At 71.7% G+C, this 18,231-nt stretch carries 17 protein-coding genes; 7 read left to right on the top strand and 10 right to left on the bottom strand.

Features of this window, described 5'->3' with window-relative positions; all coding sequences use genetic code 11:
- Positions 1–64: 64 nt before the first annotated feature.
- A complete protein-coding gene (locus ACIA8D_RS00585; protein WP_399227726.1) occupies positions 65–883 on the bottom strand; it encodes an alpha/beta fold hydrolase in 819 nt (272 codons plus the stop codon).
- Positions 884–1,047: 164 nt separating this feature from the next.
- Positions 1,048–2,145 carry a hypothetical protein gene (locus ACIA8D_RS00580; RefSeq protein ID WP_399227725.1) on the bottom strand — a complete coding sequence of 366 codons (1,098 nt, stop codon included), beginning with the start codon at positions 2,143–2,145 and terminating at the stop codon, positions 1,048–1,050.
- A gap of 107 nt (positions 2,146–2,252) precedes the next feature.
- On the opposite strand from ACIA8D_RS00580, the gene ACIA8D_RS00575 reads away from it, so the two are divergent.
- The gene (locus ACIA8D_RS00575; protein WP_399227724.1) at positions 2,253–3,425 is read left to right on the top strand and encodes a cystathionine gamma-synthase; all 1,173 of its coding nucleotides are present in this window, start codon (positions 2,253–2,255) and stop codon (positions 3,423–3,425) included.
- Between the two features lie 24 nt (positions 3,426–3,449).
- Here ACIA8D_RS00575 and ACIA8D_RS00570 read toward each other — a convergent pair whose 3' ends face one another.
- From ACIA8D_RS00570 to ACIA8D_RS00560, 3 genes are all read right to left on the bottom strand, one after another.
- Positions 3,450–3,704, bottom strand: coding sequence for a hypothetical protein (locus ACIA8D_RS00570; protein WP_399227723.1), 255 nt, complete (start codon positions 3,702–3,704; stop codon positions 3,450–3,452).
- Positions 3,701–4,180: a sigma factor-like helix-turn-helix DNA-binding protein gene (locus tag ACIA8D_RS00565; RefSeq protein WP_399227722.1), complete on the bottom strand. Its 480-nt coding sequence runs from the start codon at positions 4,178–4,180 to the stop codon at positions 3,701–3,703. Before ACIA8D_RS00565 ends, ACIA8D_RS00570 begins: the two co-directional genes overlap by 4 nt.
- 77 nt (positions 4,181–4,257) lie before the next feature.
- The gene (locus ACIA8D_RS00560; protein ID WP_326018767.1) at positions 4,258–4,743 is read right to left on the bottom strand and encodes a MarR family transcriptional regulator; all 486 of its coding nucleotides are present in this window, start codon (positions 4,741–4,743) and stop codon (positions 4,258–4,260) included.
- 175 nt (positions 4,744–4,918) lie between these two features.
- Here ACIA8D_RS00560 and ilvA point away from each other — a divergent pair, with 175 nt between their 5' ends.
- From ilvA to ACIA8D_RS00545, 3 genes are all read left to right on the top strand, one after another.
- Positions 4,919–6,160 (top strand): threonine ammonia-lyase, encoded by a 1,242-nt coding sequence (gene ilvA, locus ACIA8D_RS00555; protein ID WP_399227721.1) that lies wholly within the window; start codon positions 4,919–4,921, stop codon positions 6,158–6,160.
- A gap of 129 nt (positions 6,161–6,289) precedes the next feature.
- Positions 6,290–7,285, top strand: a complete 996-nt coding sequence (locus ACIA8D_RS00550) for an ATP-binding cassette domain-containing protein (RefSeq protein WP_399227720.1) — start codon at positions 6,290–6,292, stop codon at positions 7,283–7,285.
- On the top strand, positions 7,282–8,139 hold the full coding sequence (locus tag ACIA8D_RS00545; RefSeq protein ID WP_399227719.1) for an ABC transporter permease: 858 nt from the start codon (positions 7,282–7,284) through the stop codon (positions 8,137–8,139). Before ACIA8D_RS00550 ends, ACIA8D_RS00545 begins: the two co-directional genes overlap by 4 nt.
- A 60-nt stretch (positions 8,140–8,199) precedes the next feature.
- Here the strand turns inward: ACIA8D_RS00545 and greA are convergent, their stop codons facing one another.
- Positions 8,200–8,697, bottom strand: coding sequence for a transcription elongation factor GreA (gene greA / locus ACIA8D_RS00540; protein ID WP_399227718.1), 498 nt, complete (start codon positions 8,695–8,697; stop codon positions 8,200–8,202).
- A gap of 178 nt (positions 8,698–8,875) precedes the next feature.
- Positions 8,876–9,280: a DUF4307 domain-containing protein gene (locus ACIA8D_RS00535; protein WP_399227717.1), complete on the bottom strand. Its 405-nt coding sequence runs from the start codon at positions 9,278–9,280 to the stop codon at positions 8,876–8,878.
- A 131-nt stretch (positions 9,281–9,411) separates the two neighbouring features.
- Here ACIA8D_RS00535 and mca point away from each other — a divergent pair, with 131 nt between their 5' ends.
- Positions 9,412–10,293 (top strand): mycothiol conjugate amidase Mca, encoded by an 882-nt coding sequence (gene mca, locus ACIA8D_RS00530; protein WP_399227716.1) that lies wholly within the window; start codon positions 9,412–9,414, stop codon positions 10,291–10,293.
- A complete protein-coding gene (locus ACIA8D_RS00525; RefSeq protein WP_399227715.1) occupies positions 10,286–10,546 on the top strand; it encodes a hypothetical protein in 261 nt (86 codons plus the stop codon). The genes mca and ACIA8D_RS00525 overlap by 8 nt, the downstream gene beginning before the upstream one ends.
- Positions 10,547–10,669: 123 nt before the next feature.
- On the opposite strand, the gene ACIA8D_RS00520 is transcribed toward ACIA8D_RS00525, so the two are convergent.
- Entirely contained in the window at positions 10,670–13,879 is a 3,210-nt protein-coding gene (locus tag ACIA8D_RS00520) for a tetratricopeptide repeat protein (protein WP_399227714.1), read from the bottom strand.
- 119 nt (positions 13,880–13,998) lie between these two features.
- Between ACIA8D_RS00520 and ACIA8D_RS00515 the strand changes: the two genes are divergently transcribed.
- Positions 13,999–16,029, top strand: a complete 2,031-nt coding sequence (locus tag ACIA8D_RS00515; RefSeq protein ID WP_399227713.1) for a thioredoxin domain-containing protein — start codon at positions 13,999–14,001, stop codon at positions 16,027–16,029.
- 14 nt (positions 16,030–16,043) lie between these two features.
- Here ACIA8D_RS00515 and ACIA8D_RS00510 read toward each other — a convergent pair whose 3' ends face one another.
- Together ACIA8D_RS00510 and ACIA8D_RS00505 are read right to left on the bottom strand one after the other, a co-directional pair.
- On the bottom strand, positions 16,044–16,655 hold the full coding sequence (locus tag ACIA8D_RS00510) for a TetR/AcrR family transcriptional regulator (RefSeq protein WP_399227712.1): 612 nt from the start codon (positions 16,653–16,655) through the stop codon (positions 16,044–16,046).
- Between the two features lie 11 nt (positions 16,656–16,666).
- Entirely contained in the window at positions 16,667–18,220 is a 1,554-nt protein-coding gene (locus ACIA8D_RS00505) for a DHA2 family efflux MFS transporter permease subunit (protein ID WP_399227711.1), read from the bottom strand.
- Positions 18,221–18,231 lie beyond the last annotated feature (11 nt).

The raw sequence follows: 18,231 nt of genomic DNA, 5'->3' as shown, positions 1-18,231 counted from the left end.
ATCCCCTTCTCGAGTCACCGGTGGCTGGGCCTGTTTGGGGCGCACCCCGGCTCGGCGCCGGCCGTCAGTTGGTGCCGGCCGTGGCCGCCGCGATGAACTCCCGCAGCAGCGCCCCGGTCTCCTCCGGTGCTTCCAGCATGACCATGTGCCCCACCCCCGGCAACAGTTCGATCCGGGCCCCCGGCACGGCGCGGTACGCCTGGGCCGACGAGGGGCGCCAGCGCCGGTCCTCGGCGCCGAAGAGGACGAGGAGCGGCAGCCCCAGCGGAGCGTGGCGCTCCGGGAGAGACCGCTGCCCCAGGTAGTCCCGGTTGCCGCGCATCGTCCCCACGAAGGCCCGGTGCGTCATGGCCAGCGTGGCCTCGACGTAGGAATCGGGGATCTCGACGGGCCGTGCGGCCGACGCGCTCGTGGCCTTGCGCAGCGTGTCCGGCGTCCGCAGCCGCCACAGCAGCGGGCCGACGACCGGCACCAACAGCAGTCGGATCAGCGGGAGTTCGGCGATCTGCGCGTTCAGGTCCGGGCCCATGCCGATGAGCACCACGGCCGACACGGCCCCGGGCCGCCGCTCGGCCAGGGCCGTGGCCACCATGCACCCCGACGAATGCCCGACGACGGTCACCCGCCCCACCCCGAGCCGGTCGAGGACGGCCTCGACCCGGCCCGCCTGCTCCGGCACCCCGAACCCGCCGGTCCTCGGCGCGGAGGAGCGCCCGCACCCCGGCAGATCCACCCGGATCACCCGGAACGTCTCCGCGAGCGCCGGTACCACCGGGTCCCAGTGTTCCAAGGAGCCCGCGCTGCCGTGGATCAGCAGCACGGCGGGCGCCTGCGGCGGCCCGCTCACTTCCACGTGGACATCTGTTGCGTAGAGCTCCGCCATGACGCTGCCCGCCTCCCGTTGCCGTACCGGCTGTGGATCGAGCATCACGGCGGAAGGCCCCGGCCGTATTGGACGGATGTTCCCGGGCGGGCAAGATCAAGCCCCGCCGGCGATCGAGGCGCGGGGTCCGGGGCAGAGCCCCGAGACGTAGGCACGGCACCGGGTCAATGGCGAAGCGTCGCCGGGCTTCCGCCGTTCGCCTCGTAGCCGGCGACCGCGAGGGCCCGGTACACCGCGTACGACGCCGCCGGGTCCGGCTCCGCGGTCCACGGGATCGCGCCCACGTGCCCGTCCACGTGCACCAGCTGCTGCATCGCCTCGGACCAGCGCTCGCTGCGCACCAGGAAGAACACCAGCAGATGCCGGACATGCGCGAGCATCGGGTCGTCGGGGCGCGCGGAGTGCACCGCGTACAGGGCGCCGTGCAGCGCCTTCGTGACGACCTCGCTCTCGTAGAACCCGCGCACCAGGTTCACGTCCGGCACGTGCTCGTACAGCGCGAACAGCGGCAGCGCCGCGAGCAGCGAGCCGCGCGGCGCACGCGCGGCGGCGGCCTCGGCGAACGAGAAGGCCTGCTCGCGCGAGCCGTGCCATTTCTCCGTCCAGTACCGCAGGCCCGCCAGATGCGCGCCCATGTGTCCCGGCGCCGTGTCGAGGATCTTCAGCCACAGTTGCTCGAACTCGGCCTGCGAGTAGCCGAGTCCGCGCGCGACGGCGAGGTGCGTGATGTGCGGGACGGGGTCGCCGGGGGCCAGCAGCGCCGCCTGCTCGCAGGCGCCACGGGCCTCTTCGAGGACGATCCGCTGCTCGTCGGGGGTGCCGCCGCCGCGCCAGGCCTGCTGCACCAGGAACTCGGCGAAGACCTGCGCCCCGCCCGCGTCCTTCGGCGCCTGCGAGCGCCACGCGTGCAGCCACCCGGCGCCGAGCCGGGGCGTCTGCTGGGCCTCCAGGGCGGCGGCCCCGGCGATCGCCTGCACCCGCTCCCAGCGGGTCTCGGTCTCCTTGCCGGTCCCGGCGAGGAGCTGGGAGGCGGCCGTGAAGTCCTGGTTGCGCTGCACGACCGCCATCACGTCGAGCAGGTCCTGGTCGGGGCCCGGCAGCCGCACGTCCAGGTCCTCCTGGAGCATGAACCCGTAGTCCGCCGGGTCCGCGGCGTCCGGAGAACCGGGCGCGACCTGACGAATCCCGCCGCGGCGACGCATCAACTGCGACACCACGAGCCCGATCATGACCGCGGCCATCAGCCCCCAGAGAATTCCCATATCAACAACGCTAACGTGCCGGTCCGACACCGGGTTCCCGACGGCGGTGGCGGCAAAAGGGCGCTGCGCCCCACCTCCGCGCTCCCGAGCGCCTACGCTCGGGCGCCATGAGCGACACGCACAGCCACAGCGGCAGCACCCCGCGCGGCTTCGAGACCACCGCCATCCACGCCGGCAACACGGCCGACCCCGTGACCGGCGCCGTCGTCCCGCCGATCTACCAGGTCTCCACGTACAAGCAGGACGGCGTGGGCGGCCTGCGCGGCGGCTACGAGTACAGCCGCAGCGCCAACCCGACCCGTACCGCACTCGAAGAGAACCTTGCCGCCCTCGAAGGCGGACGGCGCGGCCTCGCCTTCGCCTCCGGGCTCGCCGCGGAGGACTGCCTGCTGCGCACGCTGCTGAGCCCCGGCGACCACGTGGTCATCCCGAACGACGCGTACGGCGGCACGTTCCGGCTGTTCGCGAAGGTCGTGACGCGGTGGGGCGTCGAGTTCTCGGTGGCCGACACCAGCGACGTCGAGTCGGTGCGCGCCGCGATCACCCCGCTGACCAAGGCCGTGTGGGTGGAGACGCCCTCGAACCCGCTCCTCGGCATCACCGACATCGCGGCCGTCGCCCAGGCCGCCCACGAGTCCGGCGCGAAGCTCGTCGTCGACAACACCTTCGCGAGCCCCTATCTCCAGCAGCCGCTCGCCCTCGGCGCCGACGTCGTCGTGCACTCGATGACGAAGTACATGGGCGGCCACTCCGACGTCGTCGGCGGCGCGCTGATCGTGAACGACGACGAACTCGCCGACGACCTCGCGTTCCACCAGAACGCGATGGGCGCGGTGGCCGGCCCGTTCGACTCCTGGCTGGTGCTGCGCGGCATCAAGACGCTGCCCGTGCGCATGGACCGGCACAGCGAGAACGCGACCCGCGTCGCCGACATGCTCTCCCGCCACCCGAGGGTCACGAAGGTGCTTTACCCGGGCCTGCCCGAGCACCCCGGGCACGAGATCGCGGCGAAGCAGATGAAGGCCTTCGGCGGCATGGTGTCGTTCCGGGTCGAGGGCGGCGAGGAAGCGGCCGTCGAGGTCTGCAACCGGGCGAAGCTGTTCACGCTGGGCGAGTCCCTCGGCGGCGTCGAGTCCCTCGTCGAGCACCCCGGCCGGATGACGCACGCCTCCGTCGCGGGCTCCGCCCTGGAGGTCCCCGCCGACCTCGTACGCCTCTCCGTGGGCATCGAGTCGGTCGACGACCTGCTCGCGGACCTCCAGCAGGCGCTCGCCAAGTAACAGCCGAGCTCGGCAACAAGTAGCTCACCAGCCGGTCAGCTGTGGAGTCGTCTTCGAGGGCGGCTCCACCCACGGCCGCTCGACCGTCGCCCACACCAGGAACGCGACGACGGCGGCGACCAGCACGAACCACACCAACCGCGCGGCCGCCCGGCGCCGCTTGCGCGCACGGCCGCCCCTGCGCATCGCGTCCGCGCACAGCTCCGCGGGCACCACGGGAGCGGGCCCGCTGTCGAGCACGGCGCGCACGGCCGCCTCATTGCGCTCCTGGAGACTCATGCCGGGGCCGCTCCCCGCAGTTCGGCGGGCGCGGGGCCGCGCGGCGGGTGCAGGACGAGGGCCATCGCCCGCGCGTGCACGGTGCGGACGCGTTCCGCGGGCAGCCCGAGCAGCGAGGCGGTCTGCTCCTCGCCGACCCCCTCGAAGAGCCGCAGCACGAGGACGAGGCGCTCCCGTGGGCTGAGCTGCCCGAGCGCGCCGCCCCGCGCGCGGTGCCGGCGCCACGCGCCGCGGGCGAACCGGACGGCCAGCTCCTTGCGCGCGCAGTCGTAGGGATCCTCACCCCGAAGACGGTCCCAGGAGGCATACGTCCGGCCGAGGGCGGCCGTGAGCAGCTTGCGCGCGCGAGGGTTGGCGTCCGACGGTTCCCCCGTCAGGAGCGTCGCGGCACGCAGCAGCCGCCCGGCCGCGCCCGCGACGAACGCCTCGAACTCACGGGCCCGGCGGGCATCCTGCGACGCCTGCCGTTCTCGCACCCTTCATATGAGGCCGAGCGCGGCTCCCTGGTCAAGAGGCGGGAGCCGCTCTTGCCGTACCGGTGTGCCGGAAACCGTCAGGAGTCGGCGGGCGGTGTCGGCTGGCCGTGGCGCGCGGAGAGCGCGGAGTTGAAGCGCGCCAGGAGCGCGCAGAACTGCTCGCGCTCCTGCGGCTCCCACTCCTGTGTCAACTGCGCCATCAATTCCTGCCTGGACGTGCGAACCTCGTCGAGCCGGGCCGCGCCGCGCGGCGACAACTGAAGCACCACCGCACGTCCGTCCTCCGGGTGAGAGGTGCGCTTGACGAGTCCCGTGTCGACGAGCGGGGCGACCTGGCGGGTCACCGTCGAGGAGTCGATCCCCATGCTCGACGCGAGCGCCTTGACGCCCATCGGGCCTTCCTTGTCGAGGCGGTTGAGCAGCAGATACGCCGCTCGGTCCATCGAATTGCGCACCTGCCCGACCCCGCCGAGCCGGGTCTGTTCGGCGCGACGGGCGAAGACCGCCACCTCGTGCTGCAGCGTTTCGAGAAGGCCGGTGTCACCAGCGGTCGTCATGTCCATCATTTCCTGTGGTGTGGGCATGGCCGGGGGCTCACTTCATGCGTGGGTGGTGAATTGCTCTGGATTGGCCCACAGGGTACGCGGCGAAAGCGCTGGCCGTACCGGCCGTGCGCAATCCGGTCTCGCAGCGTGAGCATCCCGTGAGGCGTGCGCCGTGAGCTGCAAGACTTTCGTCATGAGCAACAGCGCGTCTGACTACTTGCCGACCCCGACGCCCGCCGTGACCCTCGACGACGTCCGCGGCGCCCAGAAGATGTTGTCCGGGGTGGCGCGGGTGACGTCGATGGCGCACAGCCACCACCTCTCCCAGCTGGCCGGGACGCCGGTCCACCTCAAGTGCGAGAACCTCCAGCGCACCGGCTCCTTCAAGCTGCGCGGCGCGTACGTGCGGATCGCGGGCCTGCTGCCCGAGGAGCGCGCGGCCGGGGTCGTGGCCGCGAGCGCGGGCAACCACGCACAGGGTGTGGCCCTCGCCTCCTCACTCCTCGGCGTGCGCTCCACGGTGTTCATGCCGGTCGGCGCACCCCTGCCGAAGGTCGCCGCGACCCGCGAGTACGGCGCTGAGGTCCGGCTGCACGGCCAGGTCGTCGACGAGACCCTCGCGGCGGCGCAGCGGTACGCGGAGGAGACCGGGGCGGTGTTCATCCACCCCTTCGACCACCCGGACGTCGTCGCGGGCCAGGGCACGCTCGGCCTGGAGATCCTGGAGCAGTGCCCGGAGGTGCGGACCATCCTGGTCGGCGTCGGCGGCGGCGGGCTCGCGGCCGGCATCGCCGTCGCGGTGAAGGCGCTGCGGCCCGACGTCAAGGTGATCGGCGTGCAGGCGGCGGGCGCGGCCGCGTACCCGCCCTCGCTGGCCGCCGGGCACCCGGTCGCGATCGAGGCTCCGTCGACGATGGCCGACGGGATCAAGGTGGGGCGGCCCGGCGACGTCCCGTTCGAGCTCGTCTCCGGCCTGGTCGACGACGTCCACACGGTCTCGGAGGACGCGCTCTCCAGCGCCCTGCTGCTCTGCCTGGAGCGCGCCAAACTGGTCGTCGAGCCCGCGGGCGCGAGCCCCGTCGCGGCGCTCCTGAGCGAGCCGGGGACCTTCGAGGGCCCGGTCGTCGCGCTGCTGTCCGGCGGCAACATCGACCCGCTCCTGATGCAGCGCGTGCTCACCCACGGCCTGGCCGCCGCGGGCCGCTACCTCTCGCTGCGGCTGCGCCTGACGGACCGCCCCGGCGCCCTGGCCACGCTTCTCCAGGTGTTGTCAGTGGCCGACGCTAACGTCACCGATGTGAGCCACGTACGGACCGATCCGCGGCTCGGGCTCACGGAGGCGGAGGTGGAGCTGCACCTGGAGACCAAGGGTCCCGCGCACTGCGCCGAGGTCGGCGCCGCGCTGCGGGAGGCGGGTTACACGGTCATCGACTGAGCCCGTCGTCGACCGGGTTCACCCGTTCGCCGGGCGCCCGGAACCCGGAAAATTTACACTTTCTCCACGTAAGGCGATGTACCTAGGCACAGCACGCATCAGGTAGCACCCACACACTGGGGGAACCACATGCCAGGCGCCATCTACGCCGAAGGTCTGGTCAAGACCTTCGGCGACGTAAAGGCTCTGGACGGCGTCGATCTGGACGTACCGGAGGGCACGGTCCTCGGCCTGCTCGGGCCGAACGGGGCGGGGAAGACCACGGCCGTGCGCTGTCTGACGACACTGCTCACGCCGGACAGCGGCAAGGCGGTCGTCGCGGGCATCGACGTATTGAAGCATCCGAACGAGGTACGGCGCTCCATCGGCCTGTCCGGCCAGTTCGCCGCGGTCGACGAATACCTGACCGGGCGGGAGAACCTGCAGATGGTCGGGCAGCTCTACCAGCTGTCCAAGAAGGCCGCCAAGAAGCGGGCCGGCGAGCTCCTCGAGCGCTTCAACCTCATGGACGCCGCCGACCGCCCCTCCAAGACGTACTCCGGCGGCATGCGCCGCAGGCTCGACCTCGCGGCCGCGCTCGTCGTCTCCCCGCCGGTGATGTTCATGGACGAGCCGACGACGGGCCTCGACCCGCACAACCGGCAGCAGCTCTGGGAGGTGATCCGGGAGCTGGTCGCCGGCGGCACGACGCTGCTGCTCACGACCCAGTACCTGGAAGAGGCCGACCACCTGGCGCACGACATCTGCGTCGTGGACCATGGCCGCGTGATCGCCCGCGGCACCGCCGACCAGCTCAAGGCGCAGACCGGCGGCGAGCGCGTCGAGGTCGTCGTGCACGAGCGGGAGCACATCGACGCCGCCCGCGAGATCCTCAGCGGCTACGGCAAGGGCGAGACGACCGTCGCCGAGCACACCCGCAAGCTGACCGTCCCCGTCATCGGCGGCGCGAAGCTCCTCGCGGAGGTGATCCGCGACCTGGACACGCGCGGCATCGAGATCGACGACATCGGCCTGCGCCGCCCGACCCTGGACGACGTGTTCATCTCGCTGACCGGCCATGTCGCCGAGGAACCGGCGGCCGACGAGAGCGAGCAGACCGAGGGCCCGAAGGGGGCGAGGAAATGAGCGCCGTCACCAACACCGTGCGCGCGCCGCGCGGCGCGGGAGGCGTCGGGCAGTCCGTCCGGGACTCGCTGGTCGTGGCCCGCAGGAACCTCATTCGCATGACCAGGATTCCCGAAATGATCCTTTTCGGGATTATTCAGCCGGTCATGTTCGTGGTGCTCTTCACGTACGTCTTCGGCGGGTCCATGAGCGTCGGAGGGTCCACCGACCCCGACGTCTACAAGAACTTCCTGATGGCCGGCATCTTCGCCCAGACCGTCACGTTCGCCACGGCGGGCTCCGCCGCAGGGATCGCCGACGACATGCACAAGGGGCTTGTCGACCGGTTCCGCTCGCTGCCGATGGCGCGCGGCGCGGTGCTCACCGGCCGCACCCTCGCCGACCTCGTCCAGACGGCCGTGACGCTCGCGGTCCTCGCGGCCGTCGCCCTGCTCGTCGGCTGGCGCACGGGTTCACCGGATCCGACCAACGCCGGAAGGGTCCTGGGCGGCTTCGGTCTTCTCCTGCTGCTCGGCTACGCGTTCACCTGGATCGGCGCCATCATCGGCCTGTCCGTGCGCACGCCCGAGGCGGCCACCTCGGGAGGCATCATCTGGCTCTTCCCGGTCACGTTCATCTCGAACGCCTTCGTGGACACCGGCATGATGACCCCCTGGCTGCGGCACGTCGCGGACTGGAACCCGTTCAGTGCGACCGTGCAGGCGTGCCGGGTGCTCTTCGGCAACCCGGGAGTCTCTCAGTCCTCGGCCTGGCCCATGCAGCACCCGGTATGGGCCTCGCTGATCTGGTCCGTCGTGATCATCGCCGTCTTCCGCACCCTCGCGGTCCGCAAATACCGGAACGCCACCGCGTGAAACCACGAAGAGGCCCCCGCGACGCGTGCGTCGCGGGGGCCTCTTCGTGGTTCGTAGGCGTCAGCCGTTGAACGGCACCGCCTTGAGGATCCGCACCGAGGCCTTCTTGCCGTTCGGCAGCTCGTACTCGGCGTCCTCGCCGACCTTGTGGCCATTGACCCCCGTACCGAGCGGGGACTGAGGCGAATACGTCTCGAAGTCGCTGCTCGCGTACTCGCGCGAGGCGAGCAGGAACTCCAGGGTGTCGTCCTCGTCGCCGTCGAAGGCGATCGTGACGACCATGCCGGGCGCGACGACGCCGGTCGCCGCCGGGGCCTCGCCGACCTTGGCCTTCTCCAGGAGCTGGGTCAGCTGGCGGATGCGGAGCTCCTGCTTGCCCTGCTCCTCCTTGGCCGCGTGGTACCCGCCGTTCTCCCGCAGGTCGCCCTCCTCGCGCGCCGCGGCGATCTTCTGGGTGATCTCCTCGCGCGCGGGACCAGACAGGTACGCCAGCTCGTCCCTGAGCTTGGTGTACGCCTCCTGCGTCAGCCAGGTGACGTCTTCGCTGGTCTGGGTCACAGGTCGCTCCTCGTAGGTACTGGGTATACAAAGCATCGCCCTACTCAGAAGGATGTTCCCTACTGAGTGGGCGAAACCACGAGCCTAACAATTCAGGCGTGAAAGGGGGAGGACAAAAGGCATCAGCGTTGCGTCGGCGCAGGTCAGCGCCTGTGCAACGGGTCGACAATCGGTCCGGTCAGTCGGCGTGGCAGCCGATGAGCTCCGCCGACGTGCCCCTGCCGGTGGTGCGCAGCGTGACGACCTTGTCGATCCGCTCCTGCTTCTGGTCGAAGCGGAAGTCGGCGCGGCCCACCTCGGCGCCGTTCTCGCTCTGCGAGCGGATCGTGCAGTAGCCGGTGGCGTCCGTGTCCTTACGGATCTCCATGTGGACCTGGACGTTGTTCTTGTTCGTGTCGAACGCGATGAGCTCGCCGCTGAACTTGCTGCCGCCGACGACGTAGTACCAGCCGAACCAGATCATCAGGGCCGCGAACAGCGTGCCCAGAACGATGCCGGCGATCTTCAGCTTGCGGTCGGCGCGGGCGTCGGCGGAGCGCGAGGATCCGTATCGGCCCTCGGGCAGCTGCTGCACGGCGCTCATCGCCCAGTTCCTCTCGCGTCGCCCGACCGTGGCCGGGCACCGGAATTTTCCGCCCCCCGGTTCCGTCACTATAGAAGCTGCCCGTTGCACTCCAGGCACCCGGGCGCCCACATCTCACCGAGGAACTTGTCTTGACTGAGCAGCTGCGACTCATGGCCGTTCACGCCCACCCCGACGACGAGTCGTCGAAGGGCGCGGCCACGATGGCCAAGTACGTGTCCGAGGGGGTGGACGTGCACGTCGTGACCTGCACGGGCGGCGAGCGCGGCTCCATCCTCAACCCGAAGCTCCAGGGCGACAAGTACGTCGAGGAGAACATTCGGGAGGTGCGCCGCAAGGAGATGGACGAGGCGCGCGAGATCCTCGGCGTCAAGCAGGACTGGCTGGGCTTCGTCGACTCGGGGCTGCCCGAGGGCGACCCGCTGCCGCCGCTGCCCGAGGGCTGCTTCGCCCTCGAGGACGTCGACCACGCGGCCGGCGCCCTGGTCAAGCAGATCCGCTCGTTCCGTCCGCAGGTCATCACGACGTACGACGAGAACGGCGGCTACCCGCACCCCGACCACATCATGACCCACAAGATCACGATGGTGGCCTTCGAGGGCGCGGCCGACGCCGAGAAGTACCCCGAGGCCGAGTTCGGCCCCGTCTTCCAGCCGAAGAAGCTCTACTACAACCAGGGCTTCAACCGGCCCCGCACCGAGGCGCTCCACAACGCGCTGCTCGGCCGCGGCATGGACTCCCCGTACGGGGACTGGCTCAAGCGCTGGGACGACATGGCGCGCACCGAGCGCACGCTGACCACGCACATTCCCTGCGCCGACTTCTTCGGGATCCGCGACAAGGCGCTGATCGCGCACGCCACGCAGATCGACCCTGACGGCGGCTGGTTCCGCGTCCCGATGGACATCCAGCAGGAGGTCTGGCCGACCGAGGAGTACGAGCTCGCGAAGTCGCTCGTCGATACCTCCCTCCCCGAGGACGACCTCTTCGCGGGCATCCGACACAATGCCTGATGTGAACGCGAATCTGGCATTGACCCATCTCGTCCCCCTTGCCGCCAAGGAGGTCGACGAGAACAAGGTGACTCCGGGCGTGCTCGGCTTCATCGTCTTCGCCGTGATGGCCGTCGCGGTGTGGGGCCTGATGAAGTCGATGAACAAGCACATGGGCAAGGTCGACTTCAAGGAGAAGTCGGACGAGCCCGCCGGTGCGAGCGAGCCCGCCGGTGCGACGAGCGGCAAGGACGCCGGGCAGAAGCCCGCCTGAACCCGCCGCCGGCCCCGCGCACGAGAGCGCGCGGGGCCGTCCTGCTGTCCGCCGCGCGCCCCGGCCTGTCATGTTCAGGGCGGGGCGGGCGCGGCCATGGGTGCTGCGCGGGGCGGGCGCGGGCTACGAGCGCTGCGCCTGCTCGGCGACGCCCATCACGTCCCGCGAATGCCGGCTCGGCACCATGCCGAGACGCCAGGCCTGCCAGCCCGCGTCCAGGTCCACGCCCCGCTCCAGGAGCAGCTGGTACGCCTCCACGTAGTCGTCGAGCTTGCCGTCGCGGGCCGGATGCGTGGCGGCGGCGAGCTGCGACAGCTCCTCCTGCGCGACCGCCGTGCCGACCTCCGAACCGCCGGGCGAGGCGTACGGGAGCAGCGTGCAGCGCAGGAACGTCGCCCAGTCCTCGCCCCTGCGGTCCTCGTACCCGGCGAAGACGGCCGCCGCCTCCTCGCACAGCTCCATCGCCTGCGCGAGTCGCGCGTTGCCCGCGTCGACCACCGCGAGCTCCAGACACGTCCACCCCTCGCCGTGCGGCACCCCGATGCGCTGGAAGTCGGCGCGCGCGTCGACCAGGAGCTGGCGCGCGAAGCCGGAATTCCTGAGCGAGCCCGTCTGCGCCGCCCGCTCGTCGCGCGTCACCCGCGCCGAATGGTGCCGCGCGCAGGCCAGCCCGTACACGTCACGCATCCGCGAGAACATCGTGCGCGAACGCTCCAGCTCCCGCACCGCCTTGTCGAGGTCGCCCGTCTCCTCCAGGGCCTGGCCCAGGTAGTAGTACGTCCACGCCTCACCGCGCGCGTCCTCGTTCTCACGGTGCCGGGAGGCCGCCTGGCGCAGCCCGTCGGCCGCCGCGGACGGCTCGCCGTCGATGAGCCGGGCACGCGCCAGCTCGGTCAGCGCCCAGGCCTGGCCACGGCCGTCGCGGGTCTGCCCGTACAGGTCGAGCGCGGTCCGCAGCTCGTCCTCCGCGCGCGGCACATTGCCCATCCGCAGGCACAGCTGACCGAGCTGGAAGTGCGCCCACGCCTCACCGTGCAGCGACTCGTTCTCGCGGTGCAGCGCGAACGCGTCGGTCAGCAGGGCCAGCGACATGCGTACGTTCGCCCGGTCGCGCTCGACCGCCGCCAGCGCGTGCAGCGTCCAGCCGCGGTCGCCCTTCGTCTCCGGCGTCGTCTGCAGATCCAGCGCCTGCCTCAACTTGGCCGCCGCCTCGCCGAGTTGGCCCTGGTGGTGCAGGGTGATGCCGAGGGAGCACAGCGCGCGGCCCTCGCCCGCCCTGTGGTGCGCCTCGCGGTACAGGTCGACCACCGAGGTCAGCGTCGTACGCGCCTTGTCCAGCTCGCCGAGCTGGCGGGCCGCGATGCCCGTGCGCCACTGGACCGAGCGCATGAGCAGCCCCTGGTCGATCGACTGCGTCAGCTCCTGGATCTCGCCCAGGCGGTACAGGTCGCCGCGCAGCAGACAGTAGTCGCACAGCGCGCCGAGCAGGCCGAGCACCGCGTCCTGGTTGACGCCCTCCGCGTGCCGCAGCGCCGCCGTGATGAAGCTCGACTCGTCGTCCAGCCAGCGCAGCGCCGCGTCCAGGGACGTGAAGCCGTGCGGCCCCGTCTGGCCCGCGCGCGTCGACATGTTGCCGTCGACCAGGCGGATCACCGAGTCCGCCAGATCCGCGTAATTCTGGATCAGCCGCTCCTGCGCGGCCGTCCGCTCCGCCGGCTCCTCCTCGTCCGCGAGCCGGGCCTGCGCGAAGGCGCGCACGAGATCGTGCAGGCGGTAGCGGCTGCCGCGCACATGGTCGACGAGCCCGGCCCCCGCCAGCGCCGTCAGATACCGCTTCGCCTCCGCGGTGGTGGTGGCCAGCAGCGCCGCCGCGGCCGCCGCACCGAGCGAGGCGCGCCCGGCGAGCGCGAGCCGCCGCAACAGCCGCCTGCCCTGCTCGGACTGATCGGTGTAGCGCAGCCACAGCACCCGCTCGACCGGGTCCACGGGACCGTACGCGGCAAGGTCCGCGGCGAGCCGACGCGTCGTACGCGGCCCGATCGCCGAACCCGCGACACGCAGCGCCAGCGGCAGGCCGCCGCACAACTCCCGTACGGCGTCCGAGGATTCGGCGTCGTACGGGCCGCTCGCGTCCTCCGCCGCGTCCCGCAGCAGCTCCTCCGCGCCCGCCGCGTCCAGCGCCCGGACCGGCAGATGGTGCACCCACGCGGGAGTGTCGTCGCCGAGATCGAGGGGCTCGCGCGAGGTCACGATCACCAGGCTGTCGGAACGCTCAGGGACGAGCGTGCGGACCTGCTCGGCGCTCGCCGCGTCGTCCAGCACGATCGTCACCGGCAGCCCGGTCAGATGCTGGTGGTACAACTCGCTGAGCCGCTTGACCTGCTGCTCCTGCGAGGCCCGCTCACGAAAGAGCAGTTGCTCGCGCGGCGCGCCCAGCCGGTTCAGCAGATGCAGCAGCGCGTCCCGCGTCGGCAGCGGCGGGGTGTCCGGGCGGTCGCCGCGCAGATCCACCACGCACGCCCCGCGGAACTGGTCCCGCAACTCGTGCGCCGCCCGCACCGCCAGCGTCGTACGCCCGGCGCCCGGGTCTCCGTGCAGCACCACCACGGTCGGCCGGGTCTCGGTGCTGGCCCGCGCCGCGTGCACCCACTGCGCGATCTGCGACATGGCGACCCGCCGCCCCGCGAACGGCCCCTCGGGCTCCGGCAGTTGCCCGAACGACTGCTCAAGAACGCTCCGCCGCCGCGCCGCCGCACTCTTGTCCGTCCGCCGCAGCTGCGGCCCCACCGTCTTCCTCGACGTACCGGTGCCCGCGGCGAGCACCCGCTGCTGATCGAGGAACGGCCTGATGCCCCGCACCTCCAGCGCGGTCAGCCACTGCAACCGCAGCTGCTCGGGCCCGCCCGGCTGATTGCGCGCCCCGGCGCTGCGGCTCGCGGCCGGCACGTGCGAAGCGGTCACCTTCGCGACGGTCGCGGCCGACCCCAGCACGGCGACGGCGACCCCCGCGCCCACGGCCGTCCCGGTCCCGGCGCCCAGCACCAGATCCGCCACACAGGCGGTCACGGCACCAATGCCCGCCACCATCAACGGAGTTGACCCGCCCTCCTTGGCAAACCGCTGCCCGAACGTCATCCGCCCCGCGTCCGCCTCGTCGAGGGCCCGCGTGAACGCGTCGTACTCGTCCGCCGCACTGCGCCCCATCGCGTCGAGCGCACCCTTCGCCCGCGACAGCAGCACGGCCCCGTCCGCGCGCCCGCCCGAACGCCTGACCTCTTCCTCCACGGCCCGAGCCAACAGCCTCTCGGCTTCCGCCCGATGGCTGTCCCGCATCTTCGGTCCCCCTCCGGTGGCGACAGTACGGGGTCAAGTGTGCTGCGTATGGGGTGTCGGCGCGAGGGTCCCGGCGATCAGAGACGCGACCCGCACCACCATGAGCGAGGATGGGAGACATGCCGAACCGACTGGCCCATGAGACGTCCCCCTACCTCCTCCAGCACGCCGACAACCCGGTGGACTGGTGGCCCTGGTCGGCCGAGGCCTTCGCGGAGGCGCAGCGGCGCGGGGTGCCGGTGCTGCTCAGCGTCGGGTATTCGAGCTGTCACTGGTGCCATGTAATGGCTCACGAATCCTTCGAGGACCAGGCCACCGCCGCCGTCCTCAACGAGAACTTCGTCAACATCAAGGTCGACCGCGAAGAGCGCCCCGACGTCGACGCCGTCTACATGGAGGCCGTGCAGGCCGCCACCGGGCAGGGCGGCTGGCCCATGACCGTGTTCCTGACGCCGGACGCCGAGCCGTTCTACTTCGGTACGTACTTCCCGCCCGAGCCGCGCCACGGCATGCCCTCGTTCACGCAGGTCCTGCACGGCGTACGGGACGCCTGGACCGAGCGGCACGGTGAGGTCACCGAGGTCGCGGGGAAGATCACCGCCGATCTGGCCGCGAGGGAACTGCCGTACGGGAACACGGATTTGCCGGGCGAGAACGAGCTGGCGCAGGCGCTGCTCGGGCTCACGCGCGAGTACGACGCGACGTACGGCGGCTTCGGCGGCGCGCCCAAGTTCCCGCCGTCCATGGTGATCGAGTTCCTGCTGCGGCACCACGCGCGTACCGGTGCGGAGGGCGCGCTGCAGATGGCCGTGGACACCTGCGAGCGGATGGCGCGCGGCGGGATCTACGACCAGCTCGGCGGCGGGTTCGCGCGGTACTCCGTGGACCGGGAGTTCACGGTGCCGCACTTCGAGAAGATGCTGTACGACAACGCGCTGTTGTGCCGTGCGTATGCGCATCTGTGGCGCTCCACCGGTTCCGAACTGGCCAAGCGGGTCGCTCTGGAGACCGCCGATTTCATGGTGCGCGAGCTGCGGACCAACGAAGGCGGGTTCGCGTCCGCGCTCGACGCCGACAGCGAGGACCCGGTCAGCGGGAAGCACGTCGAGGGCGCGTACTACGTGTGGACGCCGCAGCAGCTCGGCGAGGTGCTCGGTGAGGCCGACGCGGAGGCTGCCGCCCGCTACTACGGCGTCACGGCCGAGGGCACCTTCGAGGAGGGCGCCTCCGTGCTCCAGCTTCCGCAGGAGGACGGGGTGTTCGACGCCGGGCAGACCGAGCGGATCCGGGAGCGGCTGCGCGAGGCCAGGTCCCGGCGGCCCGCCCCCGGCCGGGACGACAAGGTCGTCGCCGCGTGGAACGGGCTGGCGATCGCCGCGCTCGCCGAGACGGGCGCGTACTTCGGCCGCCAGGACCTCGTGGACGCCGCCGTGTGCGCGGGCGACCTGCTCGTCCGCCTGCACATGGACCCGCTCGCCAGGCTCGCGCGGACCAGCAAGGACGGGCGCGTCGGGGCCAACGCGGGTGTCCTCGAGGACTACTCCGACGTCGCCGAGGGCTTCCTCGCGCTCGCGTCCGTGACCGGCGAGGGCGTCTGGCTGGAGTTCGCCGGGTTCCTGCTCGACCACGTCATCGACCGGTTCACGGACCCGGAGAGCGGCGCGCTCTACGACACCGCGTCCGACGCCGAGCAGCTCATTCGTCGCCCCCAGGACCCGACCGACAACGCGACGCCCTCCGGCTGGAGCGCCGCGGCGGGCGCCCTCCTGTCGTACGCCGCGCACACCGGCTCCGAGCCGCACCGCACCGCCGCCGAGCGCGCCCTCGGCGTCGTCAAAGCGCTGGGCCCGCGGGCGCCGCGGTTCATCGGGAACGGGCTGGCGGTCGCCGAGGCGCTGCTCGACGGTCCGCGCGAGATCGCGGTCGTGGGGGAGGCCGGGGGGCGGCTGCACCACGCGGCGCTCACCGGGACCGCTCCCGGGGCCGTCGTCGCGGCGGGTGAGGAGGGCAGCGACGAACTGCCGCTGCTGGCCGACCGGCCGCTCGTCGACGGGCGGGAGGCGGCCTACGTCTGCCGCCACTTCGTGTGCGACGCGCCGGTGACCGACGCGGAGGAGCTGAAGCGGATGCTGGGGGAGACGCAGGCGTAGCGGGGCCGCGGACGTCAGAGCCCGTGCTGCACCGTGTCGAGGGCGCGCAGCACGAGCTCGCGCAGGTCGCCCTTGTGGTCGTGCTCGGCCCAGTACATCGTGGCCTGCATCAGGGCACCGACCAGCGCCATGGCGTAGACCCGGACTTCGAGGTCGGCGGCGTCCCGGCCGGTGCGCTCGGCGATGACCCGGCACATCAGCCTGCCGGTCACCGACATGGACTCCATCATTCGGGAGCGGACCGCGGGCGTCTCCACCTGGAGGCGCATCCGCAGCCGGGTGACCTCGGGGTCCTCGTCCGCGAAGGCGATTTCCAGGCTGCGGTCGACGACGTGCCGCACGGAGTCGACGATCGATTCGTCCTGGGGCCGCTTCAGCAGCTCCCGTTCCAGGATCGGGTCGAACTCGTCCGTGAGGACGATGTCCTCCTTGGTCGGGAAGTAGCGGAAGACCGTGGACGGCGACACGTCGGCGGCCTCGGCGATCTGCTCGACCGTCGTCGCGTCGTACCCCTGATCCATGATCAGGCGGTACGTCGCCTCACGGATCGCCGTCCTGGTCTTGATCTTCTTGCGCTCGCGGAGCCCGATCCTGGGCTCCGCGGGCCGCTGTGCTGAGGCCGCCATGGCGCTCATTCTCAGGCATCGGTGCCGAGCGGGACCACCTCCGGGGCGGGGGCGGGGCCGGCCTCGGCGGGGCCGGGCAGCAGCACCGCCGTCAGGAGCGCCGCGGCCAGGGCGACGATGCCGATGACGGCGAGGGCCAGGTTCATGCCGTGGACGAACGCGCTGTTCGCCGAGGCCGTGAGCGCCGGATCGCCGAGCTTCGCCGCGACGACGTGTGCGCCGATCACCGAGTCGCGGGCCGCGTCCGCCGCCGCCCCGGGCAGCCCCGCCGTGCCGAGCTTGGCCGTGTACGCGCCGGAGAGGACGGCGCCGAGCAGGGCCACGCCGAGCGCGCTGCCGGTCTGCCGCACCGTGGACAGCAGGCCCGAGCCGCGACCTGCCTGGTCCTTGGAGAGCGCGGCCATGGCGCCGCCCATCGCGGGGATCATGGCGAAGGCCACGCCGACCCCGGCGATCGACAGCCACAGCGCCGTGAAGCCGTACCCGGAGTCGACGGTGGTGCGCGCCCCGAGGAACGCGGCGAAGGCGAGGACCACCAGAGCCGTGCAGACCACGGCCCGCGCGCCGAATTTGGTGACCAGGGGCCCCGCCAGCTTCGCCGCGAGCAGCATTCCGCCCATCATCGGCACGATCCGCACACCGGTGCCGAACGAGTCGATGCCGAGCACCGCCTGGAGGTACTGCGGCAGCAGGAACAGCAGGCCGGCCAGGATGAACATGCCGAGCGTCGCCGCCAGGGTGTTGGTGAGGAAGCCGCGGTGGGCGAGGAGCGTGAGGTCGAGCATGGGGCGCTCGACGCGCCGCTCGCGCAGCACCAGCGCGCCGATCAGCACGACGGCCGCCAGGAACCCGCCGATGACCACGACGCTCGACCAGCCCTTCTCGGGGCCCTCGATGATCGCGTAGATGAGGGCGCCGAGGCCGAGCGTGGTGAGCGCCGTGGAGAGGGCGTCGACCTTCGGGGCGGCCGGGTCCCGGCTCTCGGGGAGCAGGAACAGGCAGGCGGTGATGCCGATCGCGACCATCGGCACGTTGAGCACGAAGACCGCGCCCCACCAGAAGTGGTCGAGCAGCCAGCCGCCGACGATCGGGCCGAGCGGCAGGCCGAGGGCGGAGGCCGCCGAGATGGCGCCGATGGCCTTCGTCTGCTCCTCGCGCGCGAAGAGCGAGGGGATCACCGACATCGCGAGCGGCATGACGAACGCGCCGCCGACCCCCATCAGCGCGCGGGCCACGATCACCCAGGTCACATCGCTCGCGAGCGCGCCCACGACGGACGCCGCGAGGAAGACGCCGAGCCCGCCGATCAGCATCCGGCGCCGCCCGAACCGGTCGCCGAGCAGTCCCGCCGGGAGCATCAGCGCGGCGAACACCACGATGTACGCGTCCGCCATCCACTGCTGCTGGCCCGTGGTGGCGCCGAGGTCTCCGGCGATCGTGGGCAGCGAGACGTTGAGGATCGTCATGTCGAAGCCGAGCACGAGCATGCTCGCGACCAGGGCCCCCAGGGCCCACCAGCGCCTCGGGGCGGGGCGCGGCTCCATGTGCTGAGTGACAGTAGCCATGAAATGACAGT

The sequence above is a fragment of the Streptomyces sp. NPDC051684 genome (assembly GCF_044453445.1).
GTDB lineage: Bacteria > Actinomycetota > Actinomycetes > Streptomycetales > Streptomycetaceae > Streptomyces.
The sequence above is the reverse complement of the archived record's forward strand: the minus strand, read 5'-3'. Positions and strand labels throughout refer to the sequence as shown.